This window comes from Oryzibacter oryziterrae, assembly GCF_021864535.1.
In the GTDB taxonomy this organism is placed as follows: Bacteria; Pseudomonadota; Alphaproteobacteria; order Rhizobiales; family Pleomorphomonadaceae; genus Pleomorphomonas; species Pleomorphomonas oryziterrae.
Map to the genome: position 1 here is coordinate 161,008 of NZ_JAKJIC010000011.1, position 15,063 is coordinate 176,070.

Annotated in this window: 14 protein-coding genes; 6 read left to right on the forward strand and 8 right to left on the reverse strand. The window is 61.5% G+C overall.

Annotated features, from left to right (window positions below):
• Window positions 1-86: 86 nt before the first annotated feature.
• From L2I41_RS13495 to L2I41_RS13510, 4 genes are all read left to right on the forward strand, one after another.
• Complete coding sequence (locus L2I41_RS13495; protein WP_237154094.1) at window positions 87-968, forward strand: ABC transporter permease subunit; 882 nt, start codon at window positions 87-89, stop codon at window positions 966-968.
• A gap of 12 nt (window positions 969-980) precedes the next feature.
• Entirely contained in the window at window positions 981-1,826 is an 846-nt protein-coding gene (gene ugpE / locus L2I41_RS13500; protein WP_255720210.1) for a sn-glycerol-3-phosphate ABC transporter permease UgpE, read from the forward strand.
• Between the two features lie 61 nt (window positions 1,827-1,887).
• Window positions 1,888-2,943: a sn-glycerol-3-phosphate import ATP-binding protein UgpC gene (locus L2I41_RS13505; RefSeq protein WP_237154095.1), complete on the forward strand. Its 1,056-nt coding sequence runs from the start codon at window positions 1,888-1,890 to the stop codon at window positions 2,941-2,943.
• A 335-nt stretch (window positions 2,944-3,278) separates the two neighbouring features.
• On the forward strand, window positions 3,279-5,513 hold the full coding sequence (locus L2I41_RS13510; RefSeq protein WP_237154096.1) for a methyl-accepting chemotaxis protein: 2,235 nt from the start codon (window positions 3,279-3,281) through the stop codon (window positions 5,511-5,513).
• Window positions 5,514-5,622: 109 nt separating this feature from the next.
• On the opposite strand, the gene eno is transcribed toward L2I41_RS13510, so the two are convergent.
• Window positions 5,623-6,897, reverse strand: a complete 1,275-nt coding sequence (gene eno, locus L2I41_RS13515) for a phosphopyruvate hydratase (RefSeq protein WP_237154097.1) — start codon at window positions 6,895-6,897, stop codon at window positions 5,623-5,625.
• Between the two features lie 317 nt (window positions 6,898-7,214).
• Here eno and queF point away from each other — a divergent pair, with 317 nt between their 5' ends.
• A complete protein-coding gene (gene queF, locus L2I41_RS13520) occupies window positions 7,215-7,628 on the forward strand; it encodes a preQ(1) synthase (RefSeq protein WP_390634216.1) in 414 nt (137 codons plus the stop codon).
• 64 nt (window positions 7,629-7,692) lie between these two features.
• Here the strand turns inward: queF and L2I41_RS13525 are convergent, their stop codons facing one another.
• The 7 genes from L2I41_RS13525 to L2I41_RS13555 form a co-directional block, all read right to left on the reverse strand.
• Window positions 7,693-7,941, reverse strand: a complete 249-nt coding sequence (locus tag L2I41_RS13525) for a GlsB/YeaQ/YmgE family stress response membrane protein (RefSeq protein ID WP_237154098.1) — start codon at window positions 7,939-7,941, stop codon at window positions 7,693-7,695.
• A 289-nt stretch (window positions 7,942-8,230) separates the two neighbouring features.
• Window positions 8,231-9,646 (reverse strand): dihydrolipoyl dehydrogenase, encoded by a 1,416-nt coding sequence (gene lpdA / locus L2I41_RS13530; RefSeq protein WP_237154099.1) that lies wholly within the window; start codon window positions 9,644-9,646, stop codon window positions 8,231-8,233.
• Window positions 9,647-9,723: 77 nt separating this feature from the next.
• Complete coding sequence (locus L2I41_RS13535) at window positions 9,724-9,975, reverse strand: hypothetical protein (RefSeq protein ID WP_237154100.1); 252 nt, start codon at window positions 9,973-9,975, stop codon at window positions 9,724-9,726.
• An 83-nt stretch (window positions 9,976-10,058) separates the two neighbouring features.
• Window positions 10,059-11,381: a pyruvate dehydrogenase complex dihydrolipoamide acetyltransferase gene (locus tag L2I41_RS13540; protein ID WP_237154101.1), complete on the reverse strand. Its 1,323-nt coding sequence runs from the start codon at window positions 11,379-11,381 to the stop codon at window positions 10,059-10,061.
• 13 nt (window positions 11,382-11,394) lie between these two features.
• Complete coding sequence (locus tag L2I41_RS13545) at window positions 11,395-12,750, reverse strand: pyruvate dehydrogenase complex E1 component subunit beta (protein ID WP_237154102.1); 1,356 nt, start codon at window positions 12,748-12,750, stop codon at window positions 11,395-11,397.
• Between the two features lie 20 nt (window positions 12,751-12,770).
• Window positions 12,771-13,841, reverse strand: coding sequence for a pyruvate dehydrogenase (acetyl-transferring) E1 component subunit alpha (pdhA, locus tag L2I41_RS13550; RefSeq protein WP_237154103.1), 1,071 nt, complete (start codon window positions 13,839-13,841; stop codon window positions 12,771-12,773).
• Between the two features lie 161 nt (window positions 13,842-14,002).
• Entirely contained in the window at window positions 14,003-14,338 is a 336-nt protein-coding gene (locus L2I41_RS13555; protein WP_237154104.1) for an FtsB family cell division protein, read from the reverse strand.
• Window positions 14,339-14,518: 180 nt separating this feature from the next.
• Between L2I41_RS13555 and L2I41_RS13560 the strand changes: the two genes are divergently transcribed.
• A complete protein-coding gene (locus L2I41_RS13560; protein ID WP_237154105.1) occupies window positions 14,519-14,767 on the forward strand; it encodes a type II toxin-antitoxin system VapB family antitoxin in 249 nt (82 codons plus the stop codon).
• The last annotated feature ends 296 nt before the right edge of the window (window positions 14,768-15,063 follow it).

Consider the following 15,063-nt stretch of genomic DNA (forward strand, 5'->3'; position numbering starts at 1 on the left):
CCCGACCGCTTCAGCAAAAGCAACAAGGCGCAAGGTTCCCCCTTGCGCCTTTTCCTGCATCAAGACCTCAGCGGGCGTCATCCTCAATGAAACGCGTGCAATTCCAATCCCGATGGGTACCCTATGTGCTGCTGCTGCCGCAGCTCACCATTGTGTGCCTGTTCTTCCTCTGGCCTGCCGGCGAGGCAATCCGGTCCTCCTTCTACCTTGAGGATCCCTTTGGCTTTGGCTCCACTTTCGTGGGCCTGGACAATTTCAAGACGATCCTGAGCGATCCGGAGTATTTCAAGGCCGCGGCCTTCACCGCTGTCTTCACCTTCCTGGTGGCCTTCTTCGCGCTCAGCCTGTCGCTGCTCCTGGCGGTCAAGGCGGACAAGGTGGTCAAGGGTGCGACCGTCTACAAGACGCTGATCATCTGGGTCTACGCCGTCGCACCGCCGGTTACCGGTCTGATCGGTGCCATGCTGTTCGACGTGAACATCGGCCCCTTCACCCATCTCGCCCATGACTTCGGCTGGGACATGCGGGTTGGCGTCAACTATTACGACACGGCCTTCGCCATGGTGGTTGCGGCGGTCTGGAACCAGATCCCGATCAACTTCATCTATTTCCTGTCGGGATTGCAGAGCATTCCCAAGGCGGTTCAGGAAGCAGCCAGCATCGACTGCCGCTCGTCCTTCAAGCGCTTCTGGACGGTGACCTTCCCCCTGCTCGCCCCGACCGGCTTCTTCATGCTGGTGATCAACATCACCTATGCCATGTTCGACACCTTCGGCCTTGTGGACGTGATGACCAAAAACGAGCCGGCCAACAACCCGGTGACGCTGGTCTACAAGGTCTATGCCGACGGCTTCCGCGGCAACGATCTTGGCGGTTCCTCGGCCCAGTCGGTCGTTCTGATGATCGTCGTCTTCGCTCTCACCATCGTGCAGTTCCGCTTTGTCGAGCGGCGCGTCCACTACAACTGACGGAGAGCCAAGTTGCGCAAAGTCACGATCTGGGACCACCTCATCCTGATCCTCGGCGCCGTCATCATGATGGGGCCGCTGGTGGTTGCCTTTCTCACGTCCACCCATGACTCGGTGGACATCTACATGAGCGGACTGCAGTTCACCTTTGGTGACCGGTTCGTGCCGACCTATGACAAGGTGCTGGCTCACTCCGGCGGCTTCACCAAGGAAGTCACCGGACTGACAATGCTTTGGAACTCGCTCATCCTCGGGCTCGGCTTTGCGATCGGCAAGATCGTCATCTCGATGATGGCCGCCTATGCCATCGTCTATTTCCGCTTCCGTTTTGCGACGGCGGTGTTCTGGCTGATCTTCTCGACGCTGTTGCTGCCGCTCGAGGTGCGCATCATCCCGTCTTACGAAGTGGTGCAGAAGTTCGGCCTGCTCAACAGCTACGCGGGCATGATCGTACCGCTGATCGCCTCGGCGACCGGAACGTTCTTCTTCCGCCAGTTCTACAAGTCGGTGCCGGACGAGTTGCTTGAGGCCGCCCGCATCGATGGCGCCGGGCCGTTCAAGTTCTTCATCGACATCCTGGTGCCACTCTCCACCACCATGATGTCGGCGCTGTTCATCATCATGTTCGTCTATGGCTGGAACCAGTATCTCTGGCCGACCCTGATGACGACGGACGAGCACTATTTCACCATTGTCCGCGGCATCAAGCAGATCCTGCAGGTGTGGGTCGGCGGCAATCAGATCCCGGCCTACAACGAAGCCATGGCGCTGGCGATCCTCGCCGTCGTGCCGCCGGTTCTCGTGGTGATCCTGTTCCAGCGCTGGTTCATCAAGGGCCTCACCGAAAGCGACAAGTGACCGACCGGCGCGCCTGCCGCGCGCTGTCCGTCCGTTTCATTCTTCAGTCAAGGAGGCCGCAATGGGCCGCATTCACCTCGAAGCCGTCCGCAAGACCTATGCGGGCAATCTGGAAGTGGTCAAGGGTGTCGACCTCGACATCGCCGATGGCGAGTTCATCGTGCTCGTGGGGCCGTCGGGCTGCGGCAAGTCCACGCTGCTGCGCATGATCGCCGGCCTTGAAACCATCACGTCCGGCACGATCACCATCGGCGAACGCGTGGTCAACAAGCTCGACCCCGCCGACCGGAACATCGCCATGGTGTTCCAGAACTACGCGCTCTACCCGCATATGTCGGTCTATGAAAATCTCGCCTATGGCCTGCGCAATCACGGCACGCCCAAGAGCGAGATCGAGGCGCGCGTGCAGGAAGCCGCGCGCATGCTGCAGCTGGAACCCTATCTCACCCGCAAGCCGCGGGCCCTCTCCGGCGGACAGCGCCAGCGCGTCGCCATGGGGCGTGCCATCGTGCGCAAGCCGGACGCCTTCCTGTTCGACGAGCCGCTCAGCAACCTCGACGCAAAGCTGCGCGTCTCCATGCGCGGCGAGATCCGCCAGCTGCAGCGCCGGCTCGGCACCACGGCTGTCTATGTGACCCATGATCAGCTGGAAGCCATGACCCTGGCCGACCGGCTGGTGGTGCTCAATGGCGGCCAGATCGAGCAGATCGGCACACCGCTTGAGGTCTATCACGCGCCGGCCTCCACCTTCGTGGCAGGGTTCATCGGCTCACCAGCGATGAACCTCCTGCCGGCTGAAGTTTCCGGGCAGGATATCCGGGTCGGCCAGACGCGGGTTGCCTCCTGTGCGCCCGAGGGGATCGCCGGCGCCGTCACCCTGGGTGTTCGCCCGGAGGACGTCACTCTTGCCAGGGACGCGTCGTCTGGCGTCAGCCTGAAGATCAGCTACATCGAGGAACTCGGAGCGCAACGTCTCGTGCATGGCACCGTGGAGGGGCAGCAGCTGACAATGGCCATTTCGCCGAGCGAGCCCCTTTCCGACACGGTCGAAATCGCCATCGCATCGGATAAGTTGCATTTCTTTGGCTCGGACAGCGGAGCTCGCCTCAACCGTTAAGTTTGACACCTGGATCACCGGTGGGGCAGCGCCCCGCCGGCACCCCAAGGAAGAAAAGCAATATCATATTGCTTTCATTGTATTTTCCGGACAATTGTGAACTTCCCCCTTCATCTCCCCGTCGGGAGAATTACAACCCAGAAAAGAACTATTTTCATCTAATTCCTGACTCACGCATCACATTTAAACAATTCATAAAGGTCTCAGATTCAAACATTCGCCCAGGTTCATAGCGGGTAGGAAAAATGGATCGTCAGACGTTCTTTGGATATGTTTTTATTGGTCTTTGCGGCTTGGGGGCAGCCGGCTTCGTTGCACACAAGGCGACGCTTGACATGCAGGGCGCCTTACACGCCTACAGCGAACGGGAGACGGCCAACGCCGACCTTGCTCGCGATCGCATCGAGTCATCGCTCGTCAGCGTCTATCGCAACATCCGCACCATTTCCTTCTTGCCAAGCGTGCGCAAGCTGCAGCGGCATGGCGAAAACCTGGATAATGACGCGCGCGAGTCCATTCAGCAGATCTACAACAATCTGGCGTCGTCGGTGTCGGTGTCCGAAGTTTACCTTGTCCCGGCATCCTTCGATCCCGCAAAGGTCGATCCAGTTACCGGTGCTCCCGAGACGCCGTCCTTGATGTTCGACGAGCTGATCCCGGCCTTTGGCAAGGCCAAGGAAAGCGGGGCGCCTCAGGATCCCGCCATTGCAGCTGTTCCGGAACTTGAGGACGAAGAGTATCGCCTCCTGGTCAACCAGATTGCCCAGTTCAAGTCGCAGATTCCGGAGATTTCCGAGGCGGTCGGCATCAATGTGCCGATGCTGAGCGGACCGCAGGTGATCACCTGCGACAACTCCCGCATGACGTCGGCCACCGACGACAAGGGGCGTTCCGGCATGCTCTTCACCGTGCCCACTTTTGATGACAACAAGAAGTTCAACGGCGTGGTTGCGGCAATCATCCTCGATGGGGCGCTGCAGGATCTGCTGCCGAACAAGGACTTTGCGCTGGTCAACGCCGGCTATCATTATGTGGCGTCGTCCAGGGACCCTGGTCAGGTGACCGCCTCCGCAGACTATGTCGTCAAGGCCCAGCCGGATCCGAGCCTTGCCTTCTCTACGGTTCTGCAGATCCCGTCCGCGGACTCGGCCAATCCCTGGCAGCTATGGGTCGGCCGTCCGAACGACGACTTCCTGAACAGCGCCGATGTGAGCTTCATCCGCACCTTTTCCTGGATCGGCTACGGTGTGATCCTTTTCGCGTCCGCGACCATGGCGTTCGTCTGGTTCCTGCTACGCAGAAGCGCCGCTCAAGCCAAGCTTGATGCGATCAAGCTTGAGCACCGCCTCGCTGAACAGGCCGCCGAACTTGCGGCTCTGGCCAAGGCGCGTGAAGAAGATCAAGTGCGCGAAGACGAGCAGCGCCGCTCCATCCTCATCAAGATGGCCGAGGAAGTGGAACGCTCCACCGACATCGGTCTTGAAGACGTGGTTGGGGGTTCGGAACGGATGCGCTCGCAGGCAAGCGACATGTCGAGCCGGCTATCTGAAGCGCGGCTGGCTTCCCAGGCCATTGCCGATGCATCAAAGACCTCTTCCGAGCTCAACCACAGAGCCATGCAGCTCTCCGATCAGGTAATCACCACGGTCGGCACCATATCCAAACAGATCGAGCGCAACGCAGAGATCAGCCGAGGAGCGCTGGAGGCCGCTTCCGCTTCGCAGACGACCGTCGAGGCTCTGTCCAAGGCCGCCAACGACATCGGGCAGATTGTCTCGGTCATCTCTTCGATTGCCGCGCAGACCAATCTGCTGGCGCTCAATGCCACCATCGAGGCCGCACGTGCCGGTGACGCCGGTCGGGGCTTTGCCGTTGTCGCCAATGAAGTGAAGTCACTTGCCGTTCAGACGGAGCGCTCCACCCAGGAAGTGACGGCCAAGATCGAGGAGATCCAGTCGGCGACCAGCCAGGTCGTCGGTGCGTTGCAGGCGATCAACTCAAACGTGGTGAGCCTGGAGAACGCCACAGTCGGAATGCTGCAACAGGTGCAGGGACAGCGAGATACGGTTCACGGCTTTGCAGAGTCGATCCGTGCTGCCAATGTCGCCGTCAGCGAAGTAGCCGACCATGCCGCAACCGTGGAATCGGCCATCACCGAGTCATATGGCGTGGCAATACAAGTCAACGACGTCGCCACCACCATTGAACAATCGTCACATGCGCTGCGCCAAGAAGTGCCGATGATCATTCGCAACGCCATGGACCGGGCCGATCGCCGCAAGTCGGTCCGGACCGAAGTTGCCCTGCCCTGCCAGATCAGTGCGCAAGGCCAATCGGTCGAGGCCAGGATGTGTGACGTCAGCCAAAGCGGTCTCAAGATCAAGTGCCGCCTGCCGCTCGACGTGGGTGATGGTTTGCGTGTCGATCTGCCGATCGGACGGACCGTTGACGGCACAGTTGCCTGGGTAAACGGCGACTTCTTTGGTGTTGCCTTTGCCGAGAAGCTCTCTGCCGGCGAATGTGCCCGCATTGTCTCCCTGAGCAAGCAGGGCGCCAACAGGGCGGCCTGAGGCTAGGCCGTGCGCCGAGAGGCGTAGCTCGGCCGAAGTCGATAGCAGTTCAATGACAAAGGGCTCGGGATGTCTCCCGAGCCCTTCTTGTTTGCAATCACAGAAGCAATCAGCCCTTGAGGATCGAGCGGCCGGCGTAGGAAGCCTGCGGGCCGAGCTGTTCCTCGATGCGGATCAGCTGGTTGTACTTGGCGATTCTGTCCGAACGGGCCAGCGAGCCGGTCTTGATCTGGCCGCAGTTGGTGGCAACCGCGAGATCGGCAATGGTCGAGTCCTCGGTTTCGCCCGAACGATGGCTCATGACGGCGGTGTAGCCGGCCTTGTGGGCGGTTTCCACGGCGTCGAGCGTCTCGGACAGCGAGCCGATCTGGTTGACCTTGACGAGGATCGAGTTGGCCGTACCGGCCTTGATGCCACGGCGCAGGCGGGTCGAGTTGGTGACGAACAGGTCGTCGCCGACCAGCTGGCAGGTCTTGCCGATGGTGTCGGTCAGGAGCTTCCAGCCTTCCCAATCGTCTTCGGACATGCCGTCTTCGATAGTGATGATCGGATAGTTGGCGGCCAGCTTGGCGAGGTAGGCGACCTGCTCTTCGATCGAGCGGACAACGCCTTCGCCTTCATAGTGGTACTTGCCGTCCTTGAAGAACTCGGTCGAGGCGCAGTCGAGGCCCAGGTAGACGTCCTGACCGGGCTTGAAGCCAGCCTTCTCGATCGAAGCGACGATGAAGTCGAGCGCTTCGGTGGCCGAGCCGAGGTTCGGGGCGAAGCCGCCTTCGTCACCGACGTTGGTGTTGTGGCCGGCCTTCTTGAGGCCCGACTTCAGGGTGTGGAACACTTCCGTGCCGATGCGGACGGCGTCGGCGATGGAGTCGGCGCCCACCGGAAGGATCATGAATTCCTGGAAGTCGATCGGGTTGTCGGCATGCACGCCGCCGTTGATGATGTTCATCATCGGAACCGGCAGGACGTGGGCGTTCGGGCCACCGACGTAGCGATAGAGCGGCAGGCCGGCCGATTCAGCGGCAGCCTTGGCAACGGCAAGCGAGACGCCGAGGATGGCGTTGGCGCCGAGGCGGGCCTTGTTCGGGGTGCCGTCCAGCTCGATCATGGTCTTGTCGATGTGCAGCTGGTCTTCGGCGTCGAGGCCGGAGATGGCCGAGAAGATCTCGTCGTTGACGGCGTCGACGGCCTTGGTCACGCCCTTGCCGAGGTAACGGCTGCCGCCGTCGCGCAGTTCGACAGCCTCGTGCGCACCGGTGGAGGCGCCCGACGGCACGGCGGCGCGGCCAAAGGCGCCGTCTTCGAGGGTCACGTCCACTTCAACGGTGGGGTTGCCGCGGCTGTCGAAAATCTGACGCCCGACGATATCGATGATGGCTGTCATAGAGGTAAGCTCCGTTGTGAAACCGGTGAAAATCTGCTTCGCCCGCCGGTTCTATACCCCCCAAAGATGACGCTGCAAAGATGCGAAAAGGCACGGATGGCGTTATTTGAAATCGTTCCCACACCCGAGGCGCTTCAGGAGGGATTCGAGGGCGTCTCTTGACGCGCCGTGCGCGGCAGGATTTAGCTCGCGCGCTCATGTCGAGACATCACTTTTGCCCGGAAAAAACGGACTTCCTCCGTTAGCCGGGCTGATCAGGAGTGCTACCGTTGACAGCCATCGACCCCGCCAGCGTCAAGCTTGGCAAGCCTTCCGCCATCCCGGATCATCCCGATGCCGGAGTATTGGACAAGGTCCCCAATCCGCATCCGGATGTGAATTATGTGGCGCGATTCACCGCGCCGGAATTCACCTCGCTCTGTCCGGTGACCGGACAGCCGGACTTTGCGCATCTGGTCATCGATTACGTGCCGGGCGACTGGCTGGTGGAATCCAAGAGCCTCAAGCTCTATCTGTTCAGCTTCCGCAACCACGGCGCCTTCCATGAGGGCTGCACGGTGGAAATCGGCAAGGCGCTGACCTCGCTCCTGCAGCCTCGCTGGCTGAGAATTGGCGGCTACTGGTATCCGCGCGGCGGCATTCCCATCGACGTCTTCTGGCAGACCGGCACCGCGCCCGAGGGCGTGTGGGTGCCCGACCAGGGCGTTGCCGGCTATCGCGGCCGAGGCTGAACGACGAAGGGGCGCCGAGGATATCCCCTCAGCGCCCCTTTGATATCTCAAGATGATTCCGCTGTCAGACCACTGCACGGGCGATGAGGATGACCACGATCGCGCCCATGGCGGAGACCAGCACATCGCGAATGAAGGGGCTGGCGACGGGGATGTTGAGGCCGGTCCACTGCAGGATCAGGCCGCCGACGAAGGAGCCGATGAGGCCGGAAATCAGGTAGCGGATCAGCCCACCGCCACCAACGACGAAGCTCGCAAGCCAGCCGGCAACGAGGCCGATAACAATCCACATGATCAGCGATTGGGACGACATTTGACGCTCCTGTTCTTCCTTGAATGGGCGGGCATGACCCTCCAGGGGCAGCCGCACCAACGTCCTTGCCTTGGCCGATGACCCAACGCAGAAGCACGGCCATAGGTCAGTTTGGGCGGGGATAATCACCCCTGAACATGGTTTACGGTCTGTTTATGGTCATTTCCTGCAAGTCACGACGAAAAATTGCATGATTGCAATTATGCGCCTGAAAAATGACAAGCGCATAGAAAAAGGGGGCAAGCCTTCACCTGCCCCCTCGTGGTCCAGATCGTCAGACCTTGCGCGATCAGATGTGGATCGCGCGGCCGTAGGCGGAGAGCACGCTTTCGTGCATCATCTCGCTGAGGGTGGGATGCGGGAAGACCGTGTGCATCAGGTCTTCCTCGGTGGTCTCCAACTGCATGGCGACGACGAAACCCTGAATGAGTTCAGTGACTTCCGCGCCGATCATGTGAGCACCGAGCAACTGGCCGGTCTTGGCGTCGAAGATGGTCTTCACGAGGCCTTCCGGCTCGCCGAGCGCGATGGCCTTGCCGTTGCCGATGAAGGGGAAGCGGCCGACCTTGATGTCGTAACCGGCTTCCTTGGCCTTCTTCTCGGTGAGACCGACAGAGGCGACCTGCGGATTGCAGTAGGTGCAGCCCGGAATCTTGCGCTTGTCCATGGGATGGACGTGCTTGCCGGCGATGGCTTCGATGGTCAGCACACCTTCGTGCTCGGCCTTGTGGGCGAGCATCGGCGGGCCGGCAACGTCGCCGATGGCATAAAGGCCGGGCACGTTGGTGCGGCCGAGACCGTCGGTCACGACGCAGCCGCGATCGGTCTTCACGCCGAGGGCTTCAAGGCCCAAATTCTCAATGTTTCCAACGACGCCAACGGCGGAGATGACGCGGTCCACGGTCATTTCCTGCTTGGAGCCATCCTTGAGTTCGATGGTGGCGGTGACCTCGTCGGCGCCCTTCTTGAGGCCGGTGACCTTGGCCTCCAGCAGAATCTTGAGGCCCTGCTTCTCGAAGCGCTTCCTGGCGATCTCGGCGATCTCGTGATCCTCGACCGGCATGACCTGGCTCATCACCTCGACGACGGTGACGTCGGCGCCCATGGTCTTGTAGAAGCTGGCAAATTCGATGCCGATGGCACCCGAGCCGACGACCAGGAGACGCTTCGGGATGGTCTCCGGCACCATGGCTTCGAAATAGGTCCAGACCAGCTTCTTGTCGGGCTCAAGGCCGGGCAGGACACGCGGGCGAGCACCGGTGGCGACGATGATGTGCTTGGCCGAGTATTCGCCGGCACCGAGGGCGCCGCGGGGGGCGGGAGCCTCGGAGGCGGTGACGGCAACCTTGCCGCCGGCCTGAACGGTGGCGCGACCCCAGATCACGTCGACCTTGTTCTTCTTGAGCAGGCCGCCGACGCCGGTGTTGAGCTGCGAGGAGACGCCGCGCGAGCGCTTGACGATGGCGGCGGGATCGTAGGAAAGCCCTTCAATCTTAAGGCCATAGGCGTCGGCATGCTGGGCGTAGTGATAGATTTCCGCCGAGCGCAGCAGCGCCTTGGTGGGGATGCAGCCCCAGTTAAGGCAGATGCCGCCGAGGTGCTTGGCCTCGACCACGGCGGTCTTGAAACCGAGCTGGGCCGAACGGATGGCGGTGACATAGCCGCCGGGGCCGGCACCGATGATGATCACGTCATAATTGGACATGAAAGACGTCTTCCTTCCAGGTAAGGCGGCGCCACAGCGTCATCAACTGACCGGAAGAGGAAGACGACCCGTATTCCTCAATTCTTCTGCTGTTCCAGCAGGGCCAGACGACGCTCGACGTCCTTTTTCCATTCGCTCAAGGTCTCGATGTCGACCTTGTTTTCACTGTGCAGACCGATGGCGGAGGTGATGTAATGCTGAATGGACTCAAGGGTTTGTCCATGCGCACCAACCTTGTCGGTCAATCCGGAAATTTCCCGCTTCAATCCTGCGACTTCCATCTGAATGTTGCGCAGGACCGGCATGATCACATCGGTGACTTCAGACATCTGGCGCCCTCCATTCCGATGAGATCATAACGTGAACGCGAGCCGTTTACAAGGCACAACCCGCGTTCACTTACCGCATCAAATCACACCAGCATCGAGAAGGGCTTCTCGATGAAGCCCTTGAATGCCTTGAGCAATTCGGCACCGAGCGCTCCGTCGACCGCACGGTGGTCCGTCGAAAGCGTGACGCTCATCACGGTGGCGACCGCCAGTTGTCCGCCCTTGACGACGGGGCGCTGTTCACCGGCGCCGACGGCCAGGATGGTGGCGTGCGGCGGGTTGATGACGGCGGCGAAGTCCTTGACGCCGTACATGCCGAGGTTGGAGACCGAGGTCGTGCCGCCCTGATACTCTTCGGGCTTGAGCTTCCGATCCTTGGCCCGCTTGGCCAAATCCTTGATTTCGTTGGAAATCACGGACAGGGACTTCTCTTCGGCATGGCGGATGATCGGGGTGATCAGACCACCGGGGATCGACACGGCGACGCCGACGTCGGCGTGCTTGTGCTTGAGCATGCCGCCTTCGGTCCAGGAGGCGTTGGCGTCCGGAACGGACTTCAGCGCCAGGGCATAGGCCTTGACGACCATGTCGTTGACGGAGAGCTTGTAGGTCGGCTTGCCGTCGATTGTCGTAGCAGAATCATTGAGTTGGGCCCGCAGCGCCAGGAGCGCGTCGAGCTCGCAGTCGACCGTGACATAGAAATGCGGCACGGTCTGCTTGGACTCGGTGAGACGGCGGGCAATGGTCTTGCGCATGCCGTCATGCGGGATCAGCTCATAGCTGCCCGGCTCGAAGAGCTTGAGGATCTGCTCGTCGGAAGCCCCTGAAACAACAGGCGCTTTCGCCGCCGGAGCGGCGGCAGGCGCGGAAGCTGCGGCCGGAGCCGGAGCCGCCTTGGCGCTTTCGACGTCGCGCAGGATGATGCGGCCACGCGGACCCGAGCCGGCGACGGCCTTGAGGTCGATGCCCTTCTCCTTGGCCACACGCTTGGCGAGCGGCGAGGCGAAGATGCGGTCCGGCGCGGATGTCGCGGAAACGACGCTCGCGGCCCCGATGGGGGCGGCGCCAATGTCGCTGTTTTGTCGCGCAGCCGGTTCCGGTGTCGCAGCGGCCGGCGCGGGGGCAGTTGTCCCCGTCGCCGCAGCGGCGGCGGCCACGTCTTCCCCGTCTTCGGCGAGGATGGCGATCACGTCGTTGACGGCCACGTCGGCAGTGCCGGCCTCGACGACCAGCTTGGCGACGACGCCCTCGTCGACGGCTTCGACTTCCATGGTGGCCTTGTCGGTCTCGATCTCGGCGAGCACGTCGCCGGACTTGACCTTGTCACCCACCTTGACGTTCCACTTGGCCAGATTGCCCTTCTCCATGGTCGGAGAGAGCGCCGGCATGAGAATCTTGATCGGCATCTATCCCCTCCCCTCAGCGATAGGTTACGGCGCGCACCGCCTCGACGACCTCGGCCACCGTGGGCAGCGCGAGCTTTTCGAGATTGGCGGCGTAGGGCATCGGCACGTCCTTGCCGGCGATGGTGATCACCGGAGCGTCGAGATAGTCGAAGGCCTCGCGGCTGACGCGGTTGGCGATGTAGTCGCCGACCGAGCCCTGCGGCCAACCTTCCTCGATGGTGACGAGGCGACCGGTCTTCTTGACGGACTCGATCACGGTGGGCAGGTCCATCGGGCGGATGGTCCTGAGGTCGATCACCTCGGCGTCGATGCCGAGGCCGGCGAGTTCGGCGGCGGCCTTGACCGCATAGGTCATGCCGATGCCGAAGGAGACGATGGTGACGTCCTTGCCCGGCTTGTGGATGCGGGCCTTGCCGATGGGCAGCACGAAGTCATCGAGCTTCGGCACGTCGAAGGTCTGGCCGTAGAGGATCTCGTTCTCGAGGAAGATCACCGGATTGGGATCGCGGATCGCTGCCTTGAGCAGGCCCTTGGCGTCGGCTGCCGTGTAGGGCATGACCACCTTGAGGCCGGGGATCTGGCTGTACCAGGCGGCATAGTCCTGGCTGTGCTGGGCGCCGACGCGGGCGGCGGCACCGTTGGGACCGCGGAAGACGATCGAACAGCCCATCTGGCCGCCGGACATGTAGAGCGTCTTGGCGGCGGAATTGATGATGTGGTCGATCGCCTGCATGGCGAAGTTGAAGGTCATGAACTCGACGATCGGCTTCAGCCCGCCGAAAGCGGCGCCGACGGCGATGCCGGCAAAGCCATGCTCGGTGATCGGGGTGTCGACAACGCGCCTGGGACCGAACTCCTGCAGGAGACCCTGGGTGATCTTGTAGGCGCCCTGATACTCGGCGACTTCCTCGCCCATGATGAACACGTCACCATCGGAGCGCATTTCCTCGGCCATGGCCTCGCGCAGCGCTTCGCGAACGGTCATCGGCACATAGGCCGTGCCGGCGGGAATGGCCGGATCGGCGGCAACCACGACCGCAACGGGAGCGGCGGCAACGGTGGCCGGAGCAGCAGCCGGGGCCGGCGCGGAGGCCGCCTCAGGGGCCGGAGCGGGCTTGGCCGACGAGCCTTCGCCGGCGATGCGGGCGATGACGGCGTTGACCTTCACGCCTTCGGTGCCTTCGGGCACGAGGATCTCGACGATCTCGCCCTCGTCCACCGCTTCCACTTCCATGGTGGCCTTGTCGGTCTCGATCTCGGCGATCACGTCGCCGGACTTGACCACGTCACCCACCTTCTTGGACCACTTGGCCAGCTTGCCCTCTTCCATCGTCGGCGAGAGAGCCGGCATCAGAATATCGATAGCCATGTCAGAACCTCACCGCTTGATCAGATAAGAATGTCGGTCCAGAGCTCGGACACGTCCGGCTCGGGATCAGACGAGGCGAAGTCGGCGGCTTCGGTGACGACGGCGCGCACATCCTTGTCGACGGCCTTGAGGTCGTCTTCGGTGGCCCAGCCATTGTCGATCAGGCGCTTGCGGACCTGCTCGATCGGGTCGCGCTCGTCGCGCATCTTCTGCACTTCGTCCTTGGAGCGATATTTCGCCGGGTCGGACATGGAGTGACCACGATAGCGGTAGGTCTGCACTTCCAGGATATAGGGACCATTGCCGGTGCGGCACCATTCGGTGGCGCGTTCGGCGGCAGCCTTGACGGCGCGCACATCCATGCCATCGACCTGCTCGGCCGGAATGTTGAAGGCGTCGCCGCGCTTGGCGAAATCGGTCTGGGCCGAGGCGCGGCTGACCGAGGTGCCCATGGCATAGCGGTTGTTCTCGATGACGAAGATCACCGGGAGCTTCCACAGCTGCGCCATGTTGAAGGTCTCGTAGACCTGGCCCTGGTTGGCGGCGCCGTCACCGAAATAGACGACGGAGACGTTGTCGTTGCCGCGATACTGGTTGGCGAGCGCCAGGCCGGCGCCGATCGGCACCTGGGCGCCGACGATGCCATGACCGCCGAAGAACTGCTTCTCCTTGCTGAACATGTGCATGGAGCCGCCCTTGCCCTTGGAATAACCGCCCTTGCGGCCCGTGAGCTCGGCCATCACGCCCTTGGGGTCCATGCCGCAGGCGAGCATGTGACCGTGGTCGCGGTAGGAGGTGGTGTTCTGGTCAGCCCCTTCCCGCAGGCACATCTGAATGCCGACGACGACCGCTTCCTGGCCGATGTAGAGGTGGCAGAAGCCGCCGATCAGGCCCATGCCATAGAGCTGGCCGGCCTTTTCTTCGAAGCGGCGGATCAGCAGCATGTCGTGATAGGCCTTGAGCTCCTCGTCCTTGGAGAAGTCGGCGACCTGATAATTCACGGGGTTCTGCTGAGCCTTGGACGGCTTTGCGCCAGCCTTGGCGGCAGCCGGAGCGCGGGTGCGCTTCTCAGCTTGCGGTCGAACAGCCATATGTGTCCCTCCCGAGATATGCGTTTTCTCGTAGGGACAAGACGGAACGGTAAAACGGGGTACGAGTCAATCACTGTCTTGCATGCCACGCATGCACGGCTCGCAGTGCTCGACATGTCGATTAACTGAAATCCGGTTTATTCACATAAGTTACCGGGAAATCAATTCTTTTGCGCTGCAATACGATCGAAATCCATGATCACGACCTCGTTGGGATTGACCACGGAGAGTTCGATGCGCGCGCGCTCGTCGACCATATCCTGGTCGAGACTCTCGGCCCGCAACAGCTTGACATGGCTCTCAAGATTGGACTTTTCCGCATCGAGACGGGAGAGCTCGGCGTTGAGTTCCCGCGTCCTGGTTTCCAGGCGTTCGCGCCCGACCATGCCATATTCGCCATTGACGGCATGGTAGCCAAAATAGCCAAGAAAGACGGCTGTCACGCCCGGGAGCACGAGACGACGCAGCCAGGACGGGCGATATTGGCGGGTAATCATACGCTTACAACTCACACAACTTGAGGAACTTCCTGTTCCCTGAAAGTGAGTCTGCGCACATCATGGTAAAGGGAGGGTTTATCGCAGCTGCGAAGTGAAAGGATTTGATAGGGGGACGGGGTGGTGGGGCATCACGCAAAATGGTAGAAATATGGGCTGAATGGTAGAAGGGCTGATCGCATGGGACTGAACATCAAAGATCCAGAAGCGCATCGGCTGGCCAAGGCGATTTCCGAGGCGACCGGCGAGAGCATGACGCATGTGGTGACGCAAGCGTTGCGCGAGCGGCTGGCGCAAATCGAGGCCCGCCAGTCTCGCGCCAGCGTCGCCGAACTTGTCGACATTTCCCGGCGTGCGTCCGCGCTCCTGGAGCGTCCTTATGTCGATCATGCCGAATTGCTCTATGACGAAGGCGGTCTGCCGAAATGATCGTCGACACTTCGGCGCTGGTTGCCATTCTCCACACGACACGACACACTGCGGGACAGGGCGAACGAACAGCGGGGAATGGCTGGCAATTTCGCGCGGACTTTCGCGCTGGCGATGAAACGAACGCAACCTAACCCTTTGTATTCCTGCGCAATATATCGCTTGTCATGGTCCGCGAAGGCGGACCATCCACGCAGTCATTGCAAAAATATCCGAAGGTCCTTGCCAGCAATTAGGAAAACGCAACACCCATCGACGCAGCGCAGTCCATCACCACAACGCCAAAAATTGCCATC

Bases quoted from the DNA above. Each gene is read 5' to 3' on its own strand.
- L2I41_RS13495 (WP_237154094.1), top strand. From the start codon at position 87: ATGAAACGCGTGCAATTCCAATCCCGATGGGTACCCTATGTGCTGCTG.
- L2I41_RS13505 (WP_237154095.1), top strand. From the start codon at position 1,888: ATGGGCCGCATTCACCTCGAAGCCGTCCGCAAGACCTATGCGGGCAAT.
- L2I41_RS13510 (WP_237154096.1), top strand. From the start codon at position 3,279: ATGCAGGGCGCCTTACACGCCTACAGCGAACGGGAGACGGCCAACGCC.
- eno (WP_237154097.1), bottom strand. From the start codon at position 6,897: ATGACAGCCATCATCGATATCGTCGGGCGTCAGATTTTCGACAGCCGC.
- L2I41_RS13525 (WP_237154098.1), bottom strand. From the start codon at position 7,941: ATGTCGTCCCAATCGCTGATCATGTGGATTGTTATCGGCCTCGTTGCC.
- lpdA (WP_237154099.1), bottom strand. From the start codon at position 9,646: ATGTCCAATTATGACGTGATCATCATCGGTGCCGGCCCCGGCGGCTAT.
- L2I41_RS13535 (WP_237154100.1), bottom strand. From the start codon at position 9,975: ATGTCTGAAGTCACCGATGTGATCATGCCGGTCCTGCGCAACATTCAG.
- L2I41_RS13540 (WP_237154101.1), bottom strand. From the start codon at position 11,381: ATGCCGATCAAGATTCTCATGCCGGCGCTCTCTCCGACCATGGAGAAG.
- L2I41_RS13545 (WP_237154102.1), bottom strand. From the start codon at position 12,750: ATGGCTATCGATATTCTGATGCCGGCTCTCTCGCCGACGATGGAAGAG.
- pdhA (WP_237154103.1), bottom strand. From the start codon at position 13,841: ATGGCTGTTCGACCGCAAGCTGAGAAGCGCACCCGCGCTCCGGCTGCC.
- L2I41_RS13555 (WP_237154104.1), bottom strand. From the start codon at position 14,338: ATGATTACCCGCCAATATCGCCCGTCCTGGCTGCGTCGTCTCGTGCTC.
- L2I41_RS13560 (WP_237154105.1), top strand. From the start codon at position 14,519: ATGGGACTGAACATCAAAGATCCAGAAGCGCATCGGCTGGCCAAGGCG.